General features: G+C 73.1%; 4 protein-coding genes. 1 reads left to right on the forward strand and 3 read right to left on the reverse strand.

Features of this window, described 5'->3' with window-relative positions:
• The coding region (locus VF697_RS25355) for a CHASE2 domain-containing protein (RefSeq protein WP_331099279.1) at positions 1-809 on the reverse strand (809 nt) is incomplete at its 3' end.
• Positions 810-903: 94 nt separating this feature from the next.
• On the opposite strand from VF697_RS25355, the gene VF697_RS25360 reads away from it, so the two are divergent.
• Positions 904-1,782, forward strand: coding sequence for a hypothetical protein (locus tag VF697_RS25360; RefSeq protein WP_331099281.1), 879 nt, complete (start codon positions 904-906; stop codon positions 1,780-1,782).
• A gap of 6 nt (positions 1,783-1,788) precedes the next feature.
• Here the strand turns inward: VF697_RS25360 and VF697_RS25365 are convergent, their stop codons facing one another.
• Together VF697_RS25365 and VF697_RS25370 are read right to left on the reverse strand one after the other, a co-directional pair.
• The gene (locus VF697_RS25365; RefSeq protein WP_331099283.1) at positions 1,789-2,937 is read right to left on the reverse strand and encodes a hypothetical protein; all 1,149 of its coding nucleotides are present in this window, start codon (positions 2,935-2,937) and stop codon (positions 1,789-1,791) included.
• A 192-nt stretch (positions 2,938-3,129) separates the two neighbouring features.
• A partial coding sequence (locus VF697_RS25370; protein WP_331099285.1) for a hypothetical protein occupies positions 3,130-3,387 on the reverse strand: 258 nt, incomplete at its 5' end.

Raw genomic sequence — 3,387 nt, forward strand, 5'->3', positions numbered from 1 at the left:
ACGCGCCAGGTGTCATCCGTGGCCCGCCGCTCCTGCACCCTCGGCGGCTCGCGGACGCCCTGCTCCAGGGCCACCCGCAGGCCCTCCTGCTCGCTGGCCACGCCCGCCCACGCCTCCACCGCGTTGCCCGCCGGGATGAGGAAGGCGGGCCTCTGGTCCGCCAGCACCAACTGCACCCGGCCCCGCGCCTCGGCCGCGCTGGCGTAGGTGCCGAGCCGCACGCGGTACGGCCACAGCCGGCCGCTCGCGGGAATCTCGCGGTCCGGCGACCACTCGAAGGCCAGCACGGACTTCTCGGGGTTGCGATCGAGCTGCTTGCGGAAGGCCCGGTCGTCGTCCAGTCCCTCCAGGCCGGGCGTGTCCTGCACGAGGCCCGCGCGCGGGCTGAGCTCCGTGAAGGGGAAGTCCAGCATCACCAGCTCCGCGCCCTCCTCGACGAGCCGGTGGGTCAGTCCTCCCACCAGCTCCCGGGGCCACGGGTTGGAGGCGATGCCGGGGCGCGCGTCCTGGCGGGCCTCGGCGAGCGTCTCGTCGTCGATCGCCACCACCACGACGCGATCCGAGCGCGAGGAGCGGGCGCCCAGTGCGCGGGCGCGCCAGTCGTAGGCGCCGCGCTCCCAGGACTCCAGCCAGGCCGAGGGACGGGCGAGCACGGCGATGGGCGTCGCCTCGCCGCCCAGCTGCGCACGCGGGACGCGGTAGTAGACGAGCAGCCCGAGGATGGCGCCGAAGAGCGTGGCCTGCAGGAGCGAATAGCCGAGCCGCTGCAGGAAGCGGAGACCGGCCGAGTAGATGGGAAGGCTTCGCACGGGAGCGGGCAGAATAGCGCGTTCGGCCCACCCACCCAGCCCTCCTGTCGCCCTGGTATGCTCGCCCGCCGGGCCGACCTTCCGGAAAGAAGCAATGAACCGACTCTTGCTGTCCACCGCCGCGACCGCTCTCCTGCTCTCCCCTCTTGCCTGCGACTTCGAGAAGACAGGCAACCAGTTCCTCGCCAAGAAGGTGATGGTGGGGACGCTGCTGTCCACGCCGGACGTGGCCTTCTCGCCGACAGCGGCGGCGGGGATCGACGCCGGCACGCTGTCCGACGGCGGCACCTTCGATCAGATCACCCTGCCGGGCCAGACGGCGGCTTTCGTCTTCTTCGGCACGCGCGAGGGGGAGCAGGGCGCTCCGGAGCCCATCGCCAACGCCACCGTCCGCGTCGAGGCGGCCACCGGGGGCCAGATCAACCTGGAGAACGAGGGCGCGGGCACCTACGGCCACACGAGCGACTTCGGCGAGGACGCGGGCGTGAAGTACCAGCCCGGCAAGACCTACCGCTTCGTCGCCGTGCAGAACGGCACCTCGCACGTGGGCACCGTGGAGGAGGCCCCGGCCCTGGAGAGGATTGAGGCGCTCCACCCGGCCGAGGGCTACCTGCGGCGCCCGGCCAACCAGCCCCTCACCCTGCAGCGCCCGGCGGTGCCCAGCAACCAGGAGCGCACCCACGGCTTCGTCACCGTCGTCCCGCTGAGCAAGAACGGCGACCAGGGCCAGCCCACCTACACCAGCGCTCCGAAGGAGCCGCTGCGGCTCCTGGAGCTCGTGGCCCTGCCGAATCCCCCGTCGAAGGCGGCGAGCCTTGAAATCCCGGGCAGCGCCTTCCCCCAGAAGGACAGCAACTACCTCGTCATCTTCCAGACGATGAAGACCGGCGGCCCCGAGTCCGACAACCTCTTCGTCGGCAGCGCGCTGCTGGTGGGTACCGCCGACGTGGGCGTGGTGCACACGCAGCCGTAGTCCGCGTCAGCCCGCCTCCACCTCGAGCTCGAGCCTGCCCTCGAGCTTGAGGCGCAGCAGATGCCCCGCGAAGCGCTCGGACTCCTCGCGGGTGAGGATGCCGCGGAAGCCCGGGCCCTCGGCCACCTCCACCTCCATCACCGGCCCGCGCTGGAGGAGGCGGAAGAAGTCCTCGCCTCCCTCGGGGCGGGGCACGAAGACGGGCAGGAAGCCCTTCACCGGGAGCACCTCTCCCGGCGCTCGCACCCGGGCGATCAGGGCCGGGGCCTCCGGGCGCACCTCGCCCGGCGCGACCCCCTCCTCCGGGTAGAGCGGCGCCGGCGGGAGCGACACGTCCTCGGTGGAGTCGTCGAAGAGGAAGCCGTGGCGCGAGGGGATTCGGCCGCTGAAGAGGTACAGGAGCAGCACCGGGGTATCGCCGCTCACGCGCTCCACGTGGAGGATGGCCCGTGTGGCCCCCACCTTGCGCAGCAGCAACCGCAGGCGCAGCGGCGAGGCCCCCAGGTGGCGCCTCACCCGATCCTGGAGGGTGGAGCAGAGCTCCCCGAAGGCCGCCTGGTAGCGCGCCTCGCTCTCGGCCTCTTCCTTCGCGAGCGCCTCACGCGCCCGGGACAGCTTCTCCTCGGCCTGGCGCAGGAAGTCGCGCATGGACGCATCCGCGGAGACGAGCGCCGCCTCCGGGGCTGGCTCCCCTGAGGCCGCCCGCTCCCGATCCGCCGCGCGCACCGCGCCCACCAGGAAGGAGCCCTGCTGCTCCAGCCGCTCGCGCTCCTCGCCGAAGCGCAACCGCGCGGCCCCGTGCGCCAGCCGCAACTCGAGCCAGGCGTCATAGGCGGACTCCAGCGTCTCCACGCCCCGCACCCGGGCCAGCACCCCCCGTGTCACGGCCTCCGCGCTCGTATCGGGCAGGCGTGGCGCGCGTGGCGCCTCTGGCGGCCGGGGCGCGGGGGGGGTGCGCGCCAGGGTGGCCTTCTTCCCAGGGGCCGCCACCGCGGGCAGGTCTCTCGGCGTGTCCCGCCGCGACGGCATGTCCTTCCGTCCGGGCGCGGCACGCCCCCGTGTGGGGGACTCCGCCTTGGGGGCCTCGCGAGCGGATGCGCCCTTCGGCGCCGGACGCCCGCCACGCGCGGGCTTGCGCTCCTTCCTGGAGGTCATGGCACGAGCTCCCGCGCGGCGAGGGCCACGTCGAGAAGGAGGGTCCGCCGCGCTCCGCAGAGCGGCTGCCAGACGAGGGAGACGCGCATAGGCGCCGCAGTCTACCTCCCGGAAACACGAAGGGGCGACCCGGAGTCACCGGATCGCCCCTCGCTCTCGCCCGAGTCCCGGGCGAGGCACGGACCCCCGACGCTAGACGCCGTGGGAGATGGTCTCGCGGCGCTGGCCGTTGCCGGCGTTGGCCTGGGAGTCCTGGCCCTGCAGCCGGTTGCGCAGGTCATTGCGCAGCTCGGGACCGGCCTTCGGCGCCATCAGCACGCCGAGCCCCGCGCCCAACAGCAGGCCCACGGAGAAGGCCCCCAGCGTGGGAAGCAGCCAGTCCACGGTATCCTTCCGGGTCTCCAGGCCGAGCAGGTTGAGCAGATCGTCCTTGTCCATCTTCTTCAGGTC

It is taken from the genome of Archangium sp. (genome assembly GCF_036388035.1).
In the GTDB taxonomy this organism is placed as follows: Bacteria; Myxococcota; Myxococcia; order Myxococcales; family Myxococcaceae; genus Archangium.